Annotated in this window: 15 protein-coding genes; 2 read left to right on the forward strand and 13 right to left on the reverse strand. The window is 60.0% G+C overall.

All coding sequences use genetic code 11. The features are described 5' to 3' along the window. Window positions 1-32: 32 nt before the first annotated feature. The 5 genes from DKB71_RS04450 to DKB71_RS04470 form a co-directional block, all read right to left on the reverse strand. Complete coding sequence (locus tag DKB71_RS04450) at window positions 33-1,196, reverse strand: type III PLP-dependent enzyme (protein WP_046820597.1); 1,164 nt, start codon at window positions 1,194-1,196, stop codon at window positions 33-35. Between the two features lie 473 nt (window positions 1,197-1,669). Further along, window positions 1,670-2,827, reverse strand: coding sequence for an ABC transporter ATP-binding protein (locus DKB71_RS04455; RefSeq protein ID WP_323628586.1), 1,158 nt, complete (start codon window positions 2,825-2,827; stop codon window positions 1,670-1,672). After that, entirely contained in the window at window positions 2,824-3,477 is a 654-nt protein-coding gene (locus DKB71_RS04460) for an ABC transporter permease (RefSeq protein ID WP_046820595.1), read from the reverse strand. Before DKB71_RS04460 ends, DKB71_RS04455 begins: the two co-directional genes overlap by 4 nt. A gap of 12 nt (window positions 3,478-3,489) precedes the next feature. Further along, window positions 3,490-4,383, reverse strand: coding sequence for a glycine betaine ABC transporter substrate-binding protein (locus tag DKB71_RS04465; protein WP_274074046.1), 894 nt, complete (start codon window positions 4,381-4,383; stop codon window positions 3,490-3,492). A 20-nt stretch (window positions 4,384-4,403) separates the two neighbouring features. Continuing rightward, window positions 4,404-5,120: an ABC transporter permease gene (locus tag DKB71_RS04470; RefSeq protein WP_323605508.1), complete on the reverse strand. Its 717-nt coding sequence runs from the start codon at window positions 5,118-5,120 to the stop codon at window positions 4,404-4,406. A 440-nt stretch (window positions 5,121-5,560) separates the two neighbouring features. Here DKB71_RS04470 and DKB71_RS04475 point away from each other — a divergent pair, with 440 nt between their 5' ends. Together DKB71_RS04475 and DKB71_RS04480 are read left to right on the forward strand one after the other, a co-directional pair. Next, entirely contained in the window at window positions 5,561-7,144 is a 1,584-nt protein-coding gene (locus DKB71_RS04475; protein ID WP_060541686.1) for a peptide chain release factor 3, read from the forward strand. A gap of 324 nt (window positions 7,145-7,468) precedes the next feature. Further along, the gene (locus tag DKB71_RS04480) at window positions 7,469-7,726 is read left to right on the forward strand and encodes a hypothetical protein (protein ID WP_408599721.1); all 258 of its coding nucleotides are present in this window, start codon (window positions 7,469-7,471) and stop codon (window positions 7,724-7,726) included. 134 nt (window positions 7,727-7,860) lie between these two features. Here the strand turns inward: DKB71_RS04480 and DKB71_RS04485 are convergent, their stop codons facing one another. From DKB71_RS04485 to DKB71_RS04520, 8 genes are all read right to left on the reverse strand, one after another. Further along, window positions 7,861-9,048, reverse strand: a complete 1,188-nt coding sequence (locus DKB71_RS04485; protein WP_408599722.1) for a hypothetical protein — start codon at window positions 9,046-9,048, stop codon at window positions 7,861-7,863. A gap of 220 nt (window positions 9,049-9,268) precedes the next feature. Continuing rightward, window positions 9,269-10,249 (reverse strand): peptide ABC transporter ATP-binding protein, encoded by a 981-nt coding sequence (locus DKB71_RS04490; protein ID WP_323605513.1) that lies wholly within the window; start codon window positions 10,247-10,249, stop codon window positions 9,269-9,271. Further along, the gene (locus DKB71_RS04495) at window positions 10,249-11,217 is read right to left on the reverse strand and encodes an ABC transporter ATP-binding protein (protein ID WP_274074041.1); all 969 of its coding nucleotides are present in this window, start codon (window positions 11,215-11,217) and stop codon (window positions 10,249-10,251) included. Before DKB71_RS04495 ends, DKB71_RS04490 begins: the two co-directional genes overlap by 1 nt. A 10-nt stretch (window positions 11,218-11,227) precedes the next feature. Next, window positions 11,228-12,154, reverse strand: a complete 927-nt coding sequence (locus DKB71_RS04500; protein WP_408599723.1) for an ABC transporter permease subunit — start codon at window positions 12,152-12,154, stop codon at window positions 11,228-11,230. Between the two features lie 10 nt (window positions 12,155-12,164). Then, window positions 12,165-13,175, reverse strand: a complete 1,011-nt coding sequence (locus tag DKB71_RS04505; RefSeq protein ID WP_274074039.1) for an ABC transporter permease subunit — start codon at window positions 13,173-13,175, stop codon at window positions 12,165-12,167. A 73-nt stretch (window positions 13,176-13,248) separates the two neighbouring features. Beyond that, entirely contained in the window at window positions 13,249-14,844 is a 1,596-nt protein-coding gene (locus tag DKB71_RS04510; RefSeq protein ID WP_408599724.1) for an ABC transporter substrate-binding protein, read from the reverse strand. A gap of 78 nt (window positions 14,845-14,922) precedes the next feature. Next, window positions 14,923-16,356, reverse strand: a complete 1,434-nt coding sequence (locus DKB71_RS04515; RefSeq protein WP_274074037.1) for an OprD family porin — start codon at window positions 16,354-16,356, stop codon at window positions 14,923-14,925. 173 nt (window positions 16,357-16,529) lie between these two features. Beyond that, a complete protein-coding gene (locus DKB71_RS04520; RefSeq protein ID WP_408599725.1) occupies window positions 16,530-18,131 on the reverse strand; it encodes an ABC transporter substrate-binding protein in 1,602 nt (533 codons plus the stop codon). Window positions 18,132-18,245 lie beyond the last annotated feature (114 nt).

Consider the following 18,245-nt stretch of genomic DNA (forward strand, 5'->3'; position numbering starts at 1 on the left):
GTCATGGGCTTTTTGATTTCTGCGAGCGGTACTTACACGTAGAACGACTTCAGCGGCGGGAAGCCATTGAACTCGACGGCGCTGTAGCTGGTGGTGTACGCACCGGTCGACAGCCAGTACAGGCGATCACCGATGGCCAGGTTCAGCGGCAGGCCGTACTTGTAGTTCTCGTACATGATGTCGGCGCTGTCGCAGGTAGGACCGGCGATGACGACTTCTTCCATCTCGCCTTTCTTTTCGGTCCAGATCGGGAACTTGATGGCTTCGTCCATGGTTTCGATCAGGCCGGAGAACTTGCCCACGTCCGTGTACACCCAACGCTCGACGGCGGTACGGGATTTACGCGCGACCAGCACCACTTCGCTGACCAGGATGCCGGCGTTGGCGATCAGCGAACGGCCCGGCTCCAGGATGATTTCCGGCAGGTCGTCGCCGAAGTCTTCCTTGAGGAAGCGAATGATTTCTTCAGCGTAGGTTTCCAGGCTGTTGGTGCGGGTGATGTAGTTGGCCGGGAAGCCACCGCCCATGTTGATCAGCTTCAGGACGATGCCGTCTTCTTCCTTCAGGCGCTCGAAGATCACCTTGACCTTGGCGATCGCGGCGTCCCAGACGCTGATGTCGCGCTGCTGCGAGCCCACGTGGAAGGAGATGCCGTACGGCACCAGGCCCAGGTCACGGGCGAGGATCAGCAGGTCCATGGCCATGTCGGTCTGGCAGCCGAATTTGCGCGACAAAGGCCAGTCGGCGGTGGTCGAGCCTTCGGTCAGGATACGTACGTAGACTTTCGAGCCCGGTGCGGCCTTGGCGATGTTGCGCAGGTCGGCTTCGGAGTCGGTGGCATACAGGCGCACGCCCTTCTCGTAGAAGTAGCGGATGTCCTTGGATTTCTTGATGGTGTTGCCGTAGCTGATCTGGTCGGCGCTGACGCCGCGGCTCAGCACTTTGTCCAGCTCGTAGATCGAGGCGATGTCGAAGCTCGAGCCTTTCTCTTTGAGCAGGTCGATGATTTCCACGGCCGGGTTGGCCTTGACCGCGTAGTAGACCTTGGCGAATTCGAAACCGGCGCGCAGGTCATCGTAGGCCTGGCTGATCATCGCGGTGTCGATCACCACGAACGGGGTTTCTTGCTTGTCGGCGAACGCCTTCATTTTCTGAAAGGTTTCGCGCGCGAAATAATCTTCGACCTGGATCGACATGCTGGGAACTCCTACTGGCAAACTGAAATTATCAATGGGTGCAAATGAACGTCCTCCGTATCCCCACTTTGGTTCGCCTACTTCCCAAGGCATGTCGCCGAAAGCAAAAAGGCCATGGGGAAGCGCTGCTTTCCCTTGGCCTTGCTGTCTCGTCGTCAGTACTTGAGCCGGATGGATCGTTTCCAGCATGGACGTTCGGCGCGAACTTTAGGGCGTGAGGGGCTTGAGATCAACAAAAAATGTCGCGTTTTTACACGCATCCGTCGTGCGGTCCCCGACAGCTACTGGTGTAAAGGACCTATGTGACGGTGTGATGTTCCCGTTGCAGGGAGATTTGAGGTGTTTCAGGGGGATTTGTGGTGTGCCATTCGCGAGCAAGCCCGCTCCCACACTCAACCGCGTTCACTCATCGGAGTGCGGGCGAAATGTGGGAGCGGGCTTGGTCCGGGCGGCGTTCCGACGAAGGCGTCAGATCAGGCGACAGCAGTTTCTGCTGGCGAAACAATACTGGTCTTGCCCCCACGGGACTTGCCAGAGCTCAAGTACTCGGCAATCGACTCCTGAGTCACCTCACCCAAAAACACCCGCTCGGCATCCATCACCGGCAACCACGAGCGATTGAACTCATACATGCGCGACAACAGGATGCGCAAATGCTCGTCATACGCCGCCGTGGCGTTGAACTCACGCAGATACTGCCCGCAAGTGCCGCTCTGACGGTGCAGGTCGCGACGACGCACATAACCCAGCGCCTTGTTCTCGGCACAGGTGACCACCACGTAGCGACGGTCATGCTCGTCCATCAATTCCAGCGCATCGGCCACCGGCGTTTCCGGGCTTACCGACGGCGCGTTGTCCGCCGCATCTTCGGCTTTCACCAGCAACAGACGCTTGAGGGTGCTGTCCTGGCCGACGAAATTGCTGACGAAATCGTCCGCCGGGTGCGCCAGCAGGGTGTCCGGATGGTCGATCTGCAGCAGTTTGCCGGCGCGGAAGATCGCGATCTTGTCACCCAGCTTGATGGCTTCGTCGATGTCGTGGCTGACCATGATCACGGTCTTGTTCAGCGCCCGCTGCATCTCGAAGAACTCGTTCTGGATCATCTCGCGGTTGATCGGGTCGACCGCGCCGAACGGTTCGTCCATCAGCAACAGCGGTGCATCGGCGGCCAGTGCGCGAATCACGCCGATCCGCTGTTGCTGGCCACCGGACAGTTCCCGAGGGTAGCGATGCAGGTACTGCTTGGGTTCCAGCTTGATCATGCTCATCAACTCGCGGGCGCGGTCGTGGCATTTCTGTTTGTCCCAGCCAAGCAGCTTGGGCACCACGACGATGTTTTCTTCGATGGTCATGTTGGGGAACAGGCCGATCTGCTGGATCACATAACCGATGTTACGGCGCAGGGTCACTTCGTCGAGGCCGGTGGTGTCTTCACCATTGATCAGGATCTTGCCCGAGGTCGGTTTGATCAGGCGGTTGATCATCTTCAGCGTGGTGCTCTTGCCGCAGCCCGAAGGCCCGAGGAATACGCAGATTTCGCCTTCATTGACGGTCAGGCTCACCGAGTCCACGGCTTTCACGTCTTTGCCGTTGCTTTGGAAGGTCTTGCTGAGGTTTTGAAGTTCAATCATTTGAGCAGTCCTTTTGGAGTCAGCGAGCGTTGCAGCCATTGCAGAAGCAGGTCGGCGAAGATGGCCAGGAGGCTGACCAGCACGGCGCCGACGATCAGCATCGACATGTCGCTGCGGCTGATGGAAGCGAGGATGAGTACGCCGAGGCCACCGGCGCCGATGGTCGCGGCGATGGTCATGACACCGATGTTCATGACCACGGCGGTGCGCACACCGGCGAGGATCACTGGCACGGCAATCGGCAGTTCGACCATGCGCAGGCGCTGGCCGAAGGTCATGCCGATGCCGCGCGCGGCTTCGCGGATGCCCGGTTCGACGTTGGTCAGGGCCAGGTAGGTGTTACGCATGATCGGCAGCAGCGAGTATAGGAACACCGCGGTGATGGCCGGCATCGGGCCCAGGCCTTGGCCGAACTTGGAGTAGAACGGCAGCAGCAGGCCGAACAGGGCAATCGACGGCACCGTCAGCAGCACCGTGGCGCTGGCCTGGAGCGGGCCGGCGAGCGTCGGGAAACGCGTCATCAACACGCCCAGCGGCACACCGACCACGATCGCCAGGGTCACGGCGATGCCCACCAGGGTGATGTGTTGCCCGGTCAGGTGCAGTACCTGTGCCCAGTCGAGGTGGGAAAAGGCGTTGAGAAATTCCATGGCTTTTCCTCCTTATTTGATTGGATGCTGGCGCAGGAAATCTGCGGCAACGGACGAAGGGCTTTGGTGATCGACATCGACCCGCGCATTAAGCTCGCGCATGGTGTTGTCGTCGAACAGTTCAGCCAGCGGCTTGAGCTGTTCGGCCAATTGCGGATGCGCATCGAGGTAGGCCTGGCGCACCACGGGCGCGGCGGTGTAGTCGGGGAAGTAGTGCTTGTCGTCTTCCAGCAGCTTGAGCTTGAAGGCGTTCAAGCGACCGTCGGTGGTGTAGACCAGACCGGCGAATACTTGACCGTTGCGCAGGGCGGTGTAGACCAGGCCGGCGTCCATCTGGCGGATGTTCTTGCGGGTCAGGCTCATGTCGTACAGCTTGACCATGCCGTCCAGACCGTCGGAACGGTTGGCGAACTCGGTGTCCAGCGCCACCAGATTGTTGGTCCTGGCTTCATCGCGCAGCACCTTGTTCAGATCGCTGATGCTGTGGATCTGCGGGTATTTATCCGCGACGTTTTTCGGCAGGGCGAGGGCATAGGTGTTGCTGAATTTCGACGGGGTCAGCCAGACCAGGCCTTTTTTCCCGTCGAGTTCTTTCACCCGGGCGTAGGACTGTTCGCTGTCGAGTTTTTCCGTCACATGGTTGTAGGCCACCAGCGACACGCCGGTGTATTCCCAGAGCATGTCCAGCTGTCCGCTTTCGTGGGCGCTGCGGGCCAGATTGCTGCCCAGGCCGCCGGTCACCTGCACGTCATAACCCTTGGTGCGCAGGTACTGGGAGGTGATCTCCGCCAGCAGCGTCTGTTCGGTGAACACCCGGGCGCCGATGCGGATCAACGGTTTTTCCGCGGCTTGGGCAAATCCTGCGAACAGCAGGACGCAGCCCAGTAAAAAGCTTGAAGTCTTCATGATGATTCCTTTGCCGAGGCTTAAGACGGGCGCAAACCGCGTTCGAGCCAGAGACGGCTGGCGATTGTCACCAGGCCATCGAGCAGCAACGCCAGCAGGGCGGTGCAGGCCGCGCCCAGCAGCAGTTGCGGCTGGTTGTTCAGGGCGATGCCGGGGAAGATCAGGCTGCCCAGGCTGTTCGCGCCGATCAGGAACGCCAGTGGCGCGGTACCCACGTTGATCGCCAGGGCCACGCGCACGCCACCGATGATGATCGGCACGGCATTCGGCAGTTCGACCCGCCACAGCACTTGAGACGGGGTCATGCCGATGCCGACGGCGGCTTCCTTGAGCGAACCCTGGACGTTTTTCAGGCCTTCGTAGGTGTTGCGCACGATGGGCAACAGTGAAGCGAGGAACAGGGCGAAGATCGCGGGGCCGCTGCCGATGCCGAGGATGCCCAGGGCGATGGCCAGTACGGCGAGAGGCGGCACGGTGTTGCCGATGTTGAAGAGCTGCATGAAGCGCTCGGCGCGACCCACCATGCTCGGGCGGCTGAGGAAGATGCCGGCGGGGATGCCCACAACGAGGGCGGCCAGCATGGAAGCGAGGACGAGAATCAGATGAGCTTGCAGGTAAAACAACAAATCGTCGCGGTAGTGTTCGATCGTGTTGATGCCGATCCAGTGGATCAGCAGGGCCAGAAGGGCGATTACCAGCGCGCCTCCTATCAGCCCTTTGCCATAGCGAATAGCCACAGGCGGACTCCTTTTTTTCAGTCGGCGAACACTTCCCCGTGTGGCAACGCCATTCCTGGCTGCCGAAAAAGTGATCGCGAGATGCAGCTCATGCCGAGCGCTTTCCACTGTAGGAGCGAGCTTGCTCGCGATGGGCGTCAACGATAACGCTGGGTACCTGAATGTACGCGTTGTCTGGACGTTTTTCGCGAGCAAGCTCGCTCCTACAGAGGGCTAGCGCACGGCTATCGAGCCATGAGCACAGCCTCGTCAGGCTGAAATGCGGGTGTTTCAGGCCCCCGACGAGTGGTCGTTACGGGGGAGTGGACGTCTCCGTGCTTTAAAAGGTTCCCATCTACGGCAGCATTTGGCCACCCCTGATGTGCTCAACGGTTCGGTTATTGACTCAACTTGGGCTATAATCTGCGCCCTTTTTTGAATCACCTGCCAGGCGATTTCCCATGACCAAACAGGCCGCCGAAGTCGCGAAACGCCGCACTTTCGCCATTATTTCCCACCCCGATGCCGGTAAGACCACCATCACCGAGAAGCTCTTGCTGATGGGCAAGGCGATTGCGGTAGCCGGTACGGTGAAATCTCGTAAATCCGACCGCCATGCCACCTCCGACTGGATGGAAATGGAAAAACAACGGGGTATTTCCATTACCACGTCGGTCATGCAGTTCCCGTATCGCGAGCACATGATCAACCTGCTCGACACCCCGGGCCACGAAGACTTCTCCGAAGATACCTACCGCACCCTGACGGCAGTGGACTCGGCCTTGATGGTCCTCGACGGCGGTAAGGGCGTTGAGCCACGGACCATCGCCTTGATGGACGTCTGCCGTCTGCGTGACACGCCGATCGTCAGCTTCATCAACAAACTCGACCGTGACATCCGCGACCCGATCGAACTGCTCGACGAAATCGAAGCGGTCCTCAAGATCAAGGCCGCGCCGATCACCTGGCCGATCGGCTGCTACCGTGACTTCAAAGGCGTGTATCACCTCGCCGACGACTACATCATCGTCTACACCGCCGGTCACGGCCACGAGCGCACCGAAACCAAAATCATCGAGAAGCTCGATTCCGATGAAGCCCGCGCGCACCTGGGTGACGAATACGAGCGTTTCATCGAGCAACTGGAGTTGGTGCAGGGTGCCTGCCACGAATTCAACCAGCAGGAATTCCTCGATGGCCAGCTGACCCCGGTGTTCTTCGGTACCGCACTGGGCAACTTCGGTGTCGACCACGTACTCGACGCCGTCGTTGACTGGGCTCCGCGCCCACTGGCCCGGGTGGCCAACGAGCGCACCGTGGAGCCGGTGGAAGAGAAGTTCTCGGGCTTCATCTTCAAGATCCAGGCGAACATGGACCCGAAACACCGCGACCGTATCGCCTTCATGCGCATCTGCTCCGGCAAGTACGAAAAAGGCATGAAGATGCGCCACGTGCGCACCGGCAAGGACGTGCGCATCGGCGATGCACTGACCTTCTTCTCCTCCGAGCGTGAGCAACTGGAAGAAGCGTTTGCCGGGGACATCATCGGCCTGCACAACCACGGCACCATCCAGATCGGCGACACCTTCAGCGAAGGCGAAGTCCTGGGTTTCACCGGCATCCCGCACTTCGCGCCGGAACTGTTCCGCCGCGTACGCCTGAAGGACCCGCTGAAATCCAAGCAACTGCGCCAGGGCCTGCAACAGCTGGCCGAAGAAGGCGCGACCCAGGTGTTCTTCCCGGAACGCAGCAACGACATCATCCTCGGCGCCGTCGGTGTGCTGCAGTTCGACGTGGTCGCCAGCCGCCTGAAGGAGGAATACAAGGTCGAGTGCTCCTACGAGCCAATCACCGTTTATTCCGCGCGCTGGATCGAATGCAGCGACAAGAAGAAGCTTGAGGAATTTTCCAACAAGGCCGTGGAAAACCTGGCACTGGACGGCGGCGGTCACCTGACCTACCTCGCGCCTACCCGGGTCAACCTGGCCCTGATGGAAGAGCGCTGGCCGGACGTGAAATTCCGCGCGACGCGCGAGCATCACTAAGCATCAAGTTGAAACACCCAAAACCCCGTTGCGAAAGCTGCGGGGTTTTTTGTTACCACACGGTTCAATGTGGGAGCGGGCTTGCTCGCGAAAGCGGAGTGTCAGTCAACATTGATATTGGGTGTGATGGACTCTTCGCGAGCAAGCCCGCTCCCACACTGGACAGTGTTGTTATTGAGTTTGGGTATAACCCTTATTCAAAACCAGTCTCTACATTCACGGCATTTCCGCCCATCCGTTAGCGTCCTATCTGGAGAACGGGGCTGATCGCGACTAGATTTAATCAGCGCCAGACAGGCACTCTACGAAAGGATGGACTCGGCTATGAACAGGTTGCTACGCATTGTGTTGCTGTTGAAGGTATTGGTGATGCTGGCTTTCGGCAGTTCGGCGGTCTGGGCCGAGTGCGAGGATCATGAAACCCAGGCGTCGAGCGGGCAGGGGACCCACGGTGAGCTGATGATCGCCAAGTCCGAATCGGAACCGGGCGACAAGGGGCAGGGTGGTGCCGACAACGATGATGACTCGACCACCGATGAACCGGACTCCGACGATTCGGACGAAGGCGATAGCCAGACGTAAATGGCAGACAAAACAACCCCCCTGTAGGAGCGAGCTTGCTCGCGATGGACGTCAACGATGACACGTGCTTTCAGAAAGAATGCGGCGTATTTGAGTGCATCGCGAGCAAGCTCGCTCCTACAGGAGTTCTGGGCTCAGGTTTGAAGCCCGTAGACCACCGGCCCGTGATGCCCGAAGTCGATGAATGCCTCGGCGCCAATGATAATGCGAGCGGCGCCCTGCACCTTCACGTCCCACGCCAGTCCCCCTGAAGGACCAAAGGAAACCCACCCTGACCCGGACCTGCCGAATCGGGTGTCATGCTCTCCATTGTGCAACAACCTGCCAGCGATGATATGCAGTGCCCGATTGTGACCGACCACGACAATCTTGCCATCCGGCTGCTGGGCCAAGGATCTCCAGAATGTTTCAGGACCGGTGTCGGTCAATACCGGACGCCCGCCATTCCACTCCTTGTCGGGGTGACCGTCTGCGGTAAATCTCATCACCATGCCGATGGTATCCATCAGACCGCCAGCACACACCAGCTTGCCATCAGCCTGTGCGATGAGTTGACGCATTCTGAGTGAGCCATCCGATATTGCGAAGAAAGCAAAGCCATCGACACCAAATTGGCTATCGATCTTCCCTTGCAGATCATAACGTGCAAGAACGAGCTGACCGGATAGGGTGGTCCCGCCAACAACTATTTTTCCGCCTTGAATCACAACGCTGTTAACACGGATGAAGTCATCCCCGTTTTCGATCTCGATAAAACCCCTAACACCGAAACCGGTATCGAGTTCACCATTACTGTGCAGGCGAGCCAGCAGTGACCCTTGGGATTCACTGATGTAATAGGTGAACGACACAAGCACTTTTCCATCACCCTGCAGACAACCGTCGATCAACTCCACTTGGGAATAATCATGCTGTGCCACAGGAACAACGACACTGCCAAAGACCAGGTCAGGGCTGCCGTTGGCATTAAAGCGTCTCAGTGCTGCCCGGCGGATACCGTCGGGTTCCCGGGTCTCGCCGATCACCAGGATCCTGCGATCGTCCTGCAGTAGCAAGCGCACCGGCGTTGCCTGTTTACCGCTGACAAACTGCCACTCACCGGTGTTGCCGTCATGACCAAAGTTCGTGTCCTTGATACCGTCAAAATCGGTTCGGTACAGAGTGAAACCCTTTCCCTGCTGGGTAGCGTAGGTCAGGGCACCTTCAGCCGATAACACGACGGCCCTGACCGAGCCGGCCAGAAAGTCGGGGCGGATCTGGCCAAAATCACCAAATCCCGGGTCTAGCTGACCAGCGTTTTCGATTGTTGTTTGAATTTCCATGATGCTTGCACCTGTCCCTGTCGTTTGAATGTTTCCGGGTCTACGCCTTGTGTCGCGTGACTCTCCGACGGGATTCAAACAAAACGGCTGGACGTGCGTAACTGTCAGAAAAGACAGTGCACTTGTGCAAACAAAAGAAAAACCCCTCCTCCCTCGATTGATGGCAATCGAAAGAGAAGGGGTTTGCCTGATTAAAGCGCCTCAGTGACCGAGGCGTTATTTACGCCGCGCCGTCGAGGAATTGCTCGGCGTAATGGCAAGCCACCTGGCGACTGTCGAGCAGGCGCAAGGCCGGCTCTTCAGTGCTGCAACGCTCGGTAGCGTAAGGGCAGCGCTTGTGGAAAGCGCAGCCGGCGGGCGGGTTCAGCGGGTTGGGCAACTCGCCGACGATCTTGATTTTCGGTTTGTCCGGGTCCGGGTGGATGGTCGGCGTGGCCGACAACAGCGCCTGGGTGTACGGGTGCAGGGGACGGGTGTAGATGTCTTCCTTGGGACCCATTTCCACCGGGCGGCCGAGGTACATCACCATCACGTGGTCGGCGACGTGACGCACCACCGCCAGGTTGTGGGAGATGAACACGTAGGCGGTGTTGAACTCTTGCTGCAGGTCCATGAACAGGTTGAGCACCTGCGCCTGGATCGACACGTCCAGCGCCGAGGTCGGTTCGTCCGCCACCAGCACTTTCGGTTGAAGCATCATGGCGCGGGCCAGGGCGATCCGCTGACGCTGACCGCCGGAGAACATGTGCGGATAGCGCTGGTAGTGCTCGGGACGCAAGCCCACCTGCTTCATCATCGCCTGGACTTTCTCGCGACGTTCGGTGGCCGACAGGTTGGTGTTGATCAGCAAGGGCTCTGCCAGCTGATCACCGATTTTCTGCCGTGGGTTCAACGAGGCGTATGGGCTCTGGAACACCATCTGCACGTCTTTACGCAGTTGCTTGCGCTGGGCCTTGTCGGCACCGGCGACTTCCTGGCCGGCGATTTTCAGGGAGCCGGAGGACGGCTCCTCGATCAGGGTCAGGGCACGGGCCAGGGTGGACTTGCCACAGCCCGACTCACCCACCACGGCGAGGGTCTTGCCGGCTTCCAGTTCGAACGACACCCCGTTGAGGGCGCGTACGGTAGCGTGACCCTTGAACAGGCCACGGGACACTTCGTAGTGACGGGTCAGGTCGCGGGCGGTAAGTACGACGGCCATTACGCCACCTCCTGGTTCAGCGGGTAGAAGCAGCGGGCGAGGCTGTTGCTTTTCGGGTCAAGGGCCGGACGCTGCACGCGACAGTTGTCCTGCACGTACGGGCAGCGCGGCGACAGCAGGCAGCCCTGCGGACGGTCGTAGCGACCGGGAACGATGCCCGGCAGGGTCGACAGGCGCGAGGCGCCCAGGCTGTGTTCCGGAATCGCCTTGAGCAACGCTTCGCTGTACGGGTGCGCCGGGATGTCGAACAGCTGCGGCACCTGGCCGACTTCGACGGCTTGGCCGGCGTACATCACGCACACGCGCTGGGCGGTTTCGGCGACGACCGCGAGGTCGTGGGTGATCAGCACCAGGCCCATGTTCTGCTCTTTCTGCAACGCCAGCAGCAGGTCCATGATCTGCGCCTGGATCGTTACGTCCAGCGCGGTGGTCGGTTCGTCGGCGATCAGCAGTTTCGGCTCGCCGGCAATCGCCATGGCGATCGCGACGCGCTGGCTCATGCCACCGGACAGTTGGTGCGGGTAGGCGTCCATGCGGCTGGCCGCGCCCGGGATTTCCACTTTTTCCAGCAACTCGATGGCGCGCTTGCGGGCGGCCTTGCCGGACATTTTCAGGTGCAGGCGCAGCACTTCTTCGATCTGGAAACCGACGGTGTAGCTCGGGTTCAGCGCGGTCATCGGGTCCTGGAAGACCATCGACAGGTCCTTGCCGACGATCTGCCGACGCTGACGGTTGCTGAGCTTGAGCATGTCCTTGCCGTCGAAGCTGAGCGAGTCGGCGGTGACGATGCCGGGATGCTCGATCAGGCCCATCAGCGCCATCATGGTCACGGATTTACCCGAACCCGACTCGCCAACGATGGCCAGCACTTCGCCCTTGTCCACTTTCAGGTCGAGGCCATCGACCACGGGCGTGGCGTTCTTGTCGCCGAAGCGAACGTTGAGATTCTTGATTTCTAACAGTGACATTGGAATCTCCTCAGGCGGCGTTCTTGAGTTTCGGGTCCAGCGCGTCGCGCAGGCCGTCACCCATCAAGTTGATTGCCAGCACGCTGAGCAAAATGGTCAAACCAGGCAGACTGACTACCCACCAGGCGCGTTCGATGTAGTCGCGAGCCGACGCCAGCATGGTGCCCCACTCAGGGGTTGGCGGCTGAACGCCAAGGCCGAGGAAGCCCAGTGCGGCGGCATCGAGAATCGCCGAGGAAAAGCTCAGGGTGGCCTGGACAATCAGCGGCGCCATGCAGTTGGGCAGCACGGTGACGAACATCAGGCGTGGCAGGCCGGCACCGGCCAGGCGCGCGGCGGTCACGTAGTCGCGATTCAGTTCACCCATCACCGCGGCGCGGGTCAGGCGCACGTAGGACGGCAGGGACACCACGGCGATGGCGATCACGGTGTTGATCAGGCCAGGGCCGAGGATGGCGACGATCGCCACGGCCAGCAGCAGGGACGGCAGGGCCAGCATGATGTCCATCAGGCGCATGATGGTCGGGCCGACGGCTTTCGGGAAGAAACCGGCGAGCAGGCCCAGCAGGATCCCCGGGATCAGCGACATCACCACCGACGACAAGCCGATCAGCAGCGACAGGCGCGAGCCCTGGATCAGGCGCGACAGCAGGTCGCGACCCAGTTCATCGGTACCCAGCAGGAACTGGATCTGCCCGCCTTCCAGCCAGGCTGGCGGGGTGAGCAGGAAGTCGCGGTACTGCTCGCTCGGGTCATGGGGGGCAACCCACGGGGCGAAGATGGCGCAGAAAATCACCAGCAGCATGAACATCAGGCCGGCAACGGCACCTTTGTTCCTGGAGAACGCTTGCCAGAATTCTTTATACGGCGACGGATACAGCAGGCTTTGATCCACGGCGGACGTGGTGGTGGCTACTGAGGATGTTGGAGTGCTCATGGTATTGACCTCAGCGCTGATGACGGATGCGTGGGTTGGCAAAGCCGTAGAGGATGTCCACTACGAAGTTGACCAGAATCACCAGGCAGGCGATTAACAGGATGCCGTTTTGTACGACGGGGTAGTCACGGGCGCCAATGGCTTCGATCAGCCATTTGCCGATGCCCGGCCAGGAGAAGATGGTCTCGGTCAGGACCGCACCGGCTAGCAGGGTGCCGACTTGCAGGCCCACCACGGTCAGCACCGGAATCAGCGCGTTGCGCAGGCCATGCACGAACACCACGCGCGAGGGCGACAGGCCTTTGGCGCGGGCGGTACGGATGTAGTCTTCACGCAGCACTTCTAGCATCGACGAACGGGTCATGCGCGCGATCACCGCCAGCGGGATGGTGCCCAGCACGATGGCCGGCAGGATCAGGTGATGCAGGGCATCGAAGAACGCGCCGACGTCATCGGCCAGCAGTGTATCGATCAGCATGAAACCGGTGCGCGGCTCGATGTCATAGAGCAGGTCGATCCGCCCCGACACCGGGGTCCAGCCCAGGGACACCGAGAAGAACATGATCAGGATCAGGCCCCACCAGAAGATCGGCATCGAGTATCCCGCCAGGGAGATGCCCATCACCCCATGGTCGAACAGGGACCCTCGCTTGAGGGCCGCGATCACCCCGGCCAGCAGGCCCAGGATGCCGGCGAACAGCAGGGCGGCCATGGACAGTTCCAGGGTCGCAGGGAAGAGGGAGGTGAACTCGTTCCAGACGCTTTCACGGGTACGCAGGGATTCCCCGAGATCGCCGTGGGCCAGTTTGCCGATGTAATCCAGGTACTGGGCATACAGGGGTTTGTTCAGACCTAGGCGTTCCATTGCCTGAGCGTGCATTTCCGGGTCGACTCTGCGTTCGCCCATCATGACTTCCACGGGGTCGCCAGGGATCATGCGAATCAACGCGAATGTCAGCAAGGTGATGCCGAAGAACGTGGGGATCAGTAACCCCAGTCGGCGGGCAATAAAACTAAACATCGTAAGGTGTACCTCATCAGCCGGTTAGGCGTGCCCGGCATGCCAGGGTGCGGCAATGCCGGGAGTTTCTTATCTACTTCACCTGGGTGGTGGCGAAGTTATTGGTGGTGAGCGGGCTAATCTGGTAGCCCTCTACGTTGTTGCGCATTGCGGTAAACATTCTAGTGTGTGCGAGGCTGATCCATGGCTGGTCCTGGTTAAAGATAACCTGAGCCTGTTCGTACAGCGCTGCACGCTCGGCCGGGTCGGTTTTTTCACGGGCCTGGTCAAGCAGGGCCTGGAATTTTTCATTGCACCAGCGAGCGTAGTTTTCGCCGTTCTTCGCGGCCTCGCAACTGAGCATAGGCGTCAGGAAGTTATCCGGGTCGCCGTTATCGCCCGCCCATCCGGCGGAAACCATGTCGTGCTCGCCGTTTTTCGCGCGCTTGAGCATCTCGCCCCATTCCATTACGCGGATGTCGATCTTGATCCCGACCTTGGCCAGGTCGGCCTGCATCATCTGCGCCGCAAGCATCGGGTTCGGGTTGGTTGCGCCGCCACCGTTGCGGGTGAACAGGGTGAAGGTGGTGCCTTCCGGTACGCCGGCTTCCTTGAGCAGGGCGCGGGCCTTGTCCAGGTCGCGGGTCGGGTTTTTCAGCGTGTGGTTGTAGCCCAGCAGGGTGTCCGGGTACGGGTTGACCGCCACGGTGGCATTGCCCTTGCCGAACAGCGCGTTGACCGCGGCTTCCTTGTCGAACGCGATGTCGATGGCCTTGCGCACGCGCGCATCGCTCAAGTACTTGTGCGTAGTGTTGATGGCGATGTAGGCGACGGTCATCGCGTTCATTTCCTCGACCTTCAGGTTCGAGTCTTTCTTGATGCTCGGGATGTCATCCGGCTTCGGATACAGCGCGACCTGGCATTCGTTGGCCTTGAGCTTCTGCAGGCGCACGTTGTTGTCGGTGGCGATGGCCAGGATCAGCGAATCGGCCGGCGGCTTGCCACGGAAGTAGTCCGGGTTGGCCTTGAAGCGAACCTGGGCGTCCTTGTTGTAGCGCTGGAAGACGAACGGCCCGGTGCCGATCGGCTTGCTGTTGAGGTCGCCGGTCTTGTTGGCCTTGAGCAGCTGGTCGGCGTACTCGGCAGGGTAAATCGAGGAGAACGCCATGGCGATGTCGGCCAGGAACGGCGCTTCGCGGCGGGTCAGGGTGAACTTGACCGTGTTGTCGTCGACCTTCTCGACGCTCTTGAGCAGCTCTTTGAAGCCCATGCTTTCAAAGTACGGGAAACCGACGCTCGAGAGCTTGTGCCATGGATGGTTCGGGTCCAGCTGGCGCTGGAAGCTCCAGACCACGTCGTCGGCATTCAGGTCGCGGGTCGGCTTGAAGTATTCGGTGGTGTGGAACTTGACGCCTTTGCGCAAGTGGAAGGTGTAGGTCAGGCCGTCTTCACTGATGTCCCAGGATTCGGCCAGGGCCGGAATCACCTCGGTGGTCCCTGGTTTGAAGTCCGCCAGGCGATTGAAGATGGTTTCGGCCACCGCATCGGCTGTGACTGCAGTCGTGTACTGGACCATGTCGAAGCCTTCGGGGCTGTTTTCGGTACAGACCACCAGCGGCTTGGCCGATACACCCACCGCGACGCTCAGCAAGGCGGCCGCGATGGCCGCGCGTAGGGGAAGCATTTTCATCAAGAACCCTCTGCAATCGGTTTAAGGACAATAGTCGGATGGCTGATTCGTCGCTGAATCAGCCGTCCGGCGGGTGCATTACAGGATGTTGAACGGAACCGTGGTCACCAGACGGAACTCGTTGATGCTGCCATCAGCCTGGTTTTCACTGGCGCGGTGAGCGGTGTAGGTGCCACGGATAGTGGTGGCCTTGAACGGACCGCTCTGGACGGCGTAGGTTGCACCGATGCCGTATTCGTAGTGGTGTTCGCCGTCTTGCGACTGGATACCGTCGTAGCCCTTGTCCGCCACGCCCTTGTTGCCGGTGTAGTGGGTACCGTCGATGCCCCAGCCACGTGCCTGGTAGATGTTGAACTTCAGGCCGGGTACGCCGTACTCGGCCATGTTCAGGCCGTAGGCGATCTGGAAGGACTTCTCGTTCGGGCCGTTGAAGTCCGACAGCAGGGAGTTGGCCAGGTAGATGCCGTTGGTTTCGTGCAGGTAGTCGAAGTACTCGTTACCGTTCACTTCCTGGTACGAGAAGGTCAGGGTGTGCGCCTGGTGGGTCAGGCCGAACGACAGGGAGTAGGTGTCGTTGTCGATGTCGCCGATCAGTGCTTTGCCTTCTTCCTGGGTCTTGTAGTAGTTCAGGCCGGTGGTCAGGCTCAGGACCTGGCTGTCACCCAGTACGTGGGTGGCGCCGAAGTAGTACTGGTTCCAGATGTCTTCGGCCTGGGTGGCCCAGAGGCTGGTGGTCAGGCTGGCGAACGGGGTGTAGGTGATGCCGCCGGTGTAGACGTGATCGGTTTCAACGATACCGTTGGCGTATTCGGTGCGGAACTTGCGCTGGCTTTCTTCGGTACGCGGAGAGTTGCGATCGAAGGTGGCCAGGTCGAATTGCAGGTTGTTCAGCTCTTCACTGTGGATCGCCACACCCTGGAAGCTCGAAGGCAGCGCACGGTTACCGATGACGTCGACCATCGGGCTGCTGAAGTTCTGGCGACCGGCAGTCAGGGTGGTGTTGGAAATACGCGCCTTGACGTTGGCCAGGCCCAGCTTGCTCCACTGGCCAACGGCGTCGCCGCCTTCTTCGGTCAGGGTACGGTTGTTGCCCGCGCCTGGGCGAGTGCCCGGTGCGCCACCGTTGTTGGACGCCAGGTCCTTGCGGTCCTGGTCCAGGGCGATGGCGTTGTAGGCCGCGACTTCAGTGCTGAAACCGAGGGCACCTTCGGTGAAGCCCGAGTTGTACTTGACGATCGTGCCTTGAACCCAGTTGATACGGCGGTCAGTCGGGGTCGAAACGCCGTCTTTCTTGTAGGAAAATTTGGCCCCACGTTTCAGTTGTTCGTTGGCGTACCAGTTACGGGTCGTGCCGCTGATCGACTGGCCTTCCAGGAAGCCGGTTGCTTCGCTCTGGGCGCTTTTTTCATTCAGGGTAACCGGGGTATACGCCTGGCTTTGGGTTTCAGCGTATGCCGTGGCGGTTACGCTGCTGATGGCCAGGGCCAGTATCGCAGTGCTGCTCAGTTTCATGGGTGAAGCTCCTTACTTTCTATTATTAATGCCGGTCTTTTTTGGTGATCCGGCTATTTGCTTTGGAACACTTGCACACATCGCAAACGTTTGCTGCTGACCAGAATGGCGAATGACGGCAATACGCTTGCGTGGAGGCGCAATGCGCCCCCAGCGTTTTCAGCTACACGGTTTTATTTTTCGATGCCGACACCCGAGAACACGTTGCGACCGAAGGGGCTGACCTTGAACCCTTCGACTTTGGCGCTCAACGGCTGGTTGACCGTCGAGTGGGCGACCGGCGTGATCGGTACCTGCTGCTTGAGGTACTGCTGCGCCTGTTTGTAGAGCAGGGTGCGCTGGTCGCGGTCGGTCACGACCTTGGCCTGCTTGATCAGCTTGTCGTAAGCCGGATCACACCACATGGAGTAGTTGTTGCCGCCAATGGCGTCGCAGCTGTACAGCGTGCCGAGCCAGTTGTCCGGGTCACCGTTGTCGCCGGTCCAGCCGATCAGGCTGATATCGTGCTCGCCATTCTTGGTGCGCTTGATGTACTCGCCCCATTCGTAGCTGACGATCTTGACCTTGAGGCCGATCTTCGCCCAGTCAGCCTGGAGCATTTCGGCCATCAACTTGGCGTTGGGGTTGTAGGGGCGCTGTACGGGCATGGCCCACAGGGTGATTTCGGTGCCTTCCTTGACGCCGGCAGCCTTGAGCAGTTCCTTGGCTTTTTCCGGGTTGTAGGCGGCGTCCTTGATGCTGTCGTCGTAGGACCATTGGGTCGGCGGCATGGCGTTGACCGCCAGTTGCCCCGCACCCTGGTAAACGGCGTTGAGAATGCTTTGCTTGTTCACCGCCATGTCCAGCGCCTGGCGCACTTCGAGCTGGTCGAACGGCTTGTGCCGAACGTTGTAGGCGATGTAACCCAGGTTGAAGCCGGGCTTTTCGATCAACTGCAGCGCGGGGTCGTTTTTCAGAGCGGTCACGTCGGCGGGGCGCGGGTGCAGGGTGACCTGGCACTCGTTGGCCTTGAGCTTCTGCACGCGCACCGAGGCGTCGGTGTTGATGGCGAAAATCAGATTGTCGAGCTTGACCCGGCTCGGGTCCCAGTATTGCTTGTTGCCGGTGTAACGGATGTTCGAGTCTTTCTGGTAGCTCTTGAACACGAACGGCCCGGTGCCGATCGGCTTCTGGTTGATGTCGCTCGGCTTGCCTTCCGCCAGCAGCTTGTCGGCGTACTCGGCGGAGAGAATCGCGGCGAAGCTCATGGCGATGTTCTGGATGAACGCGGCATCCACGCTGTTGAGCGTCATGACCACGGTCAGCGGCCCGGTCTTTTCGACCTTGGCGATATTCTTGTTCAGGCTCATCCCGTTGAAATAGGGGAATTCGGTCGGATAGGCCTTACGGAACGGTTGCTGCGGATCGAGCATGCGATTGAAGGTGAACAGCACGTCGTCAGCGTTGAAGTCGCGGGTCGGCGTGAAGTACTTGGTCGTGTGAAATTTCACCCCGGGACGCAGGTGAAAAGTGTACTTGAGGCCGTCCTCGGAAATATCCCAACTCGTGGCCAGGCCCGGTACGACATTGGTCGAGCCTTTTTCGAACTCGGCCAGGCGGTTGTACAGCGGTTCGGCGGCGTCGTTATCGGTCGCGGTGGTGTATTGCGCGGTGTCGAAGCCGGCGGGGCTGCCTTCGGAACAGAACACCAGGCTATTGGAGGCAGCCTGGCTCATGGACGTGGCGGCCAACAGGCCCGCGCCCAGCAATGCGGATAAAACCAAGGTATGGCGCATGACGCTCTCTCTTGTTCAGTGATTGGCAATGAGGACTCCAAAGGGAGGTCTCATTGGTCTCAAGCCATGACGTGCAGCAAAACCGATGACCCACGCATGAACTGGTCGAATCCC

Source organism: Pseudomonas sp. PLMAX, from assembly GCF_046042685.1.
In the GTDB taxonomy this organism is placed as follows: domain Bacteria; phylum Pseudomonadota; class Gammaproteobacteria; order Pseudomonadales; family Pseudomonadaceae; genus Aquipseudomonas; species Aquipseudomonas putida_AE.